The organism is uncultured Lactobacillus sp., from assembly GCF_945290125.1.
GTDB classification, from domain to species: domain Bacteria; phylum Bacillota; class Bacilli; order Lactobacillales; family Lactobacillaceae; genus Lactobacillus; species Lactobacillus rizhaonensis.
This window is the reverse complement of record NZ_CALYQV010000098.1, coordinates 1-4,348: the sequence shown is the minus strand read 5'-3', so window position 1 is coordinate 4,348 and position 4,348 is coordinate 1. Positions and strand designations below refer to the sequence as shown.

General features: G+C 35.3%; 4 protein-coding genes and 1 tRNA gene. All 5 read right to left on the bottom strand.

Features of this window, described 5'->3' with window-relative positions; genetic code table 11:
- Positions 1 to 114: 114 nt before the first annotated feature.
- The 5 genes from Q0K80_RS09955 to Q0K80_RS09935 all read right to left on the bottom strand — a co-directional run bounded on the left by Q0K80_RS09955 (position 115) and on the right by Q0K80_RS09935 (position 4,167).
- Positions 115 to 1,296, bottom strand: a complete 1,182-nt coding sequence (locus Q0K80_RS09955; protein ID WP_294605936.1) for an aminotransferase class I/II-fold pyridoxal phosphate-dependent enzyme — start codon at positions 1,294 to 1,296, stop codon at positions 115 to 117.
- A gap of 154 nt (positions 1,297 to 1,450) precedes the next feature.
- Complete coding sequence (locus tag Q0K80_RS09950) at positions 1,451 to 2,161, bottom strand: glycerophosphodiester phosphodiesterase family protein (protein WP_294605934.1); 711 nt, start codon at positions 2,159 to 2,161, stop codon at positions 1,451 to 1,453.
- Between the two features lie 199 nt (positions 2,162 to 2,360).
- Positions 2,361 to 2,432, bottom strand: a tRNA-Gln gene (locus Q0K80_RS09945).
- A 90-nt stretch (positions 2,433 to 2,522) separates the two neighbouring features.
- Entirely contained in the window at positions 2,523 to 3,038 is a 516-nt protein-coding gene (locus Q0K80_RS09940) for a GNAT family N-acetyltransferase (protein WP_294605932.1), read from the bottom strand.
- A gap of 70 nt (positions 3,039 to 3,108) precedes the next feature.
- A complete protein-coding gene (locus Q0K80_RS09935; protein ID WP_294605930.1) occupies positions 3,109 to 4,167 on the bottom strand; it encodes an SEC10/PgrA surface exclusion domain-containing protein in 1,059 nt (352 codons plus the stop codon).
- Between the last annotated feature and the right edge of the window lie 181 nt (positions 4,168 to 4,348).

Genomic DNA, 4,348 nt, shown 5'->3' with positions numbered 1-4,348 from the left:
CAGAGAGAGCGGTTTTACAGACCGCCGCGTTTAGCCACTTCGCTACTCCTCCGTCACGCACGATAATTATAATACCGAAAAACGTGCGCGATTGCAAGCAAAATTTGCCTAAAATTATTTCTTATTTTCTTTAACAAACTTTTCTAGTCGTTGAAGTCCCTTTTCAATTTGATCCATTGAAACAGCATAGGAGAATCTAATATAACCCTCTCCGCCTTCACTAAAGCTGGATCCGGCAGATACAGCAACGTGTGCTTTGTCAACCAGCTCATAAATGAACTTATTATCATCTTGCTCAAAACAATCTGGTATTTTAGCAAAAATGTAGAATGCACCTTGGGGTTTAGCACATTCAAAACCTATTTTGGTCAATCCGGTATATAAAGCGTCACGCCTTTTTTGGAATTCTTCTTTCATTGGCAAAGAATCATCCATGCCGTTTTTAAAAGCTTCTTCAGCTGCATCTTGCATAGGAGTTGGTTCAGTAGTCGTTATTGCTTGGTGAATTTTTGCAATTTGTTGCAAAATATCTTTTGGCGCACAGACAATACCAATCCGGTAACCGGTCATGGCCCATGACTTGGAAACGCCGTTCATTAAAATTACTTGGTCATGCAATGATTTTTCCATTGACGCATGAGGTTGATCATAGTTCAATTCACTATAAATTTCATCACATAGTGCAAAAATTGGTTTATCGCGAATAACATCCGCTAAAGCATCCAATTCATCTTGACTATACATTACCCCAGTTGGATTAGTAGGATAATTCAAAACCAGCATGCGAACTCGGTCACCATATTTGTCAATTACCTTTTGCAATTTTTCAGGAGTCAATTTGAAACCATCATTTGATGTGTTTACTTTAACTATTTCAACGCCTGCACTAATTAAACCTGCATCACTCATATAAAGTGGGAACAACGGAGTAGGAACAACCATAATATCGCCAGGATTCAGAGTTGCCATAACTGAATCAAAAATTGACTCAGTAACACCATTTGTAACCAAAACCTCAGTTTCGGGATCATAATTTTGACCATATTTTTTACTTAAAAATTGACTTGCTGCTTTACGCAAACCAATTGTTCCGTTTGAAGGAGCATAGTGAGAGTGGTTCTCATCAATTCCTCTTTTTGCTGCTTTCTTAACGTGATCTGGTGTATTAAAATCAGGCTCACCTAGAGTAAATTTCACAACATCCGGTATTTTACTGGCATAATCCGCAAATTTCAAAATCGGATTAGAAGGGGATTCAGCCAGACCTTTTCGTACATATTTAATTAAATCTGCCATGTTTTCACCTAACTTTCTTTTTAGTTATAAAAATTATACCTTTTACAAAATTATTTTTCTACAATATTTTTTTAATTTTAAACTAATTTCACAAAAAAGGCCTTATAACTAGATAAGTTAAGGCCCTTCTACAAATATTGGTTTTAATATTCAGTTATCCTTTTCCCTGTATTTGATCTCGTAATTTAATCATTAAAGGATAATTATTAGTAAAAATTCCCGCAACATGCTCTTGAAAATACTTCTTAGCTATTTGCGGATCATCAACTGTCCAAATTCGCTCGGTAACCGCTTCGCGCGTTGGGAGCAATTTACCTGGATGGATACCAGCAAAATGATTATCTTTGACCAGCTTAGCTGAATTAACTACTTCTTCATCCGTTAAGTAGCAATAAATTTGATTAGGATCAATTTCTTGACAGTTCTTCAGAGTAACATAGTCAAAGGATGAATAAATAATAGGATGTACAAAATGATATAGATAAGCCAAACTTAAAACAGTTTTTTCGATACCATGATAGTGAATGATTCCAGTTTTAAATTCCAAATTTATTTGAATATCTTGATTTTCAAGAAGCTCAAATAATTCCTGCAAAGTTGGCACGGGTTCGCCATTTGATAAATGTAATTTTCTCAGTCTTTTAAGGGTAAAGTCCCTGATATAACCGGTACCATCTGTTGTACGGTCAACTTTTTCATCATGCATAACTACGGGAACACCATCTTGTGTCAAGTGAACATCAAATTCAACGCCTTCAGCACCATTTGCAACAGCATTATGAAAGCCTTCCATAGAGTTCTCTGCAAATTTAGCAGGGTAGCCTCTATGTCCAAATACAATTGTCTTACTTTTACCACTATTCATATTTTCTGTATTAGTTAAACCTCATTAAAAAGATAAACATTACAAACAAAACATAATGAGTATAATAAACCCTTTTAACTATTTTTTAAATATGAAAGGCTAAAAAAGTAAAGAAATTTTGCAATGCACTTTTTTGCAAAAAAAACAGACAGATTTTAAAAATCTGTCTGCTCTTCGGGTTGGGTGTTCGTAAGAACAATTGGGTTAGCTGGATTCGAACCAGCGCATACTAGTACCAAAAACTAGTGCCTTACCACTTGGCTATAACCCAATACCATTTGAGCTTTTACTTGATTACTCAACATTAAATAGTATAGGAAATTGCGTCTTGCAAGTCAAGTGTAAAATGACTTTTTTATCGCTATAAATTTAATTCATAAGCGTTTCTAGCGCCATTTTCAGTTTGGTCAACCTGAACAATCCCCCGATATTCGAAGCCTAAACTTTTTATTAAGCCCTGCATCCGCTTATTGACCGCGTGGGTATCAATACGAAAGTTACGAATGCCAAGCATGAGCCCGCGAGAAATTAAATTAGACATCATAAATTGGCTGAGGTGCTGCCCGCAAAATTTTGAACTAATGGCAATCCTGTGGATTGTGGCATATTGCTCCTTGTTATTAGCCCAGGCTCCAGCTATTTCTGCATAGTTAGGATCGGGTGACGTGAGTAATACTGCCACACCAGCTATTTCCTTATTTGCTACGAGACAGTATGCGCGCTTAAGATTTATATCCTCCGCCAGCATTTCACGATTAGGAGTACCATTCTGCCATTGAGGATTACCGTCTTTTTTTAGTAACACTTTTGCTTCATCAATAATGGTCATAATCCGATTAAGATCTTCTTTTTCAGCCATTCGCATATAAATTAACATTTTTTTACCCTACTTAAAAATATATAGAAATAATTGTAAAACAAAAGCAGCCCAATTACTAGGCTGCTTTTTACGGTTTAAAACCTTTATTATACTTTTTGCTGTTAACTACATATGTGGGAACGCTAATAAAATGCAGAGAACAAACATTGTCATTATGGGAAATACTAAAGCCATAATAATTGTAATCTCCATCATGGAGCGACCCCTCTGTATTAAACAAATCTCCAGCATGCTCCCATTCTTGATAGTAGCTTCTGTTAGATCGTCCCTCTTCACCACTGCCAACATAACCAAAAATCATTTGTTTTAAGCCAAAATAAACGCTTTTCTTTAATTCGGTCATAGACATTGTCTGACTGATATTATAAAAGCCGGCCATATCTTCGACAAAATTATCATCAAGATTAAGGCCATTAGCATGGCAAGCACGAACAATTCCCGGAACATAGTGACTATCTTTAATAGTCTTATTATTTTTACTATATTCCAAGGCAATATCAGCTGCTAATTTACCGGTTCCATTACTTTCAACCCAAGGTGACAAATTCAAGTCATTCCTAGCTTCATTAATAAGACGAAGTGAAAAAGCAGCTAGATCGCTAATTTGCTTAGGTGTAAGCTGATTTAAGTCAACTTGAGTCAGATCATCAGCTTTACTTTCAGATACTTTAAGACGGCTAAAATCATTAGCTTTCATCCCTTGCATTGAAGCATTGACAAAATTTTTAGTAGGTTTGCCCTGATAAGCGAGTAACAGTTGACTCTTGGTATAACCCTTTGGCAATTTCATTTTTGCCTGAGTATATACTCTGGGTGAACTTTTCTTAACAACTTTAACGTCTTTAGCTAAAATCCAGTGAGAATTGTTACCGATCTTATAAGCAGATCTTTTTTTCTTACCAATTTTTTTCTTCGCACTATATGGATAGCTATATTTAGCTTTTGCATAAAAATTAGAATGCTTTCCAGATATTTTATATAGGCGAACTTTCTTCTGCTTTTTAACTTTAACATAGCCCTTAATAGTGGCTGCTGTTACTTGTTCCGTCCCGCCTAGAGTTAATCCTGGAATGGTAATTAAAAAAATAATATTAACTACGGCAATAGCAAATTTGCTTTTCTTCATATTCTTCCTCGAGAGTTACTCTTAAATTGGCTCTTTGTGGTACAAATTCAATTCTAAACTTATTATGAAAAAATGCCAATTAAATTATTTTTTAAATTCGAAAATTGCAATTTTAAGTTGAACGCTCTACTTGATCTGATAGATGCAATCTAATCTTCTTTCATATAATTCATCGGGTGTG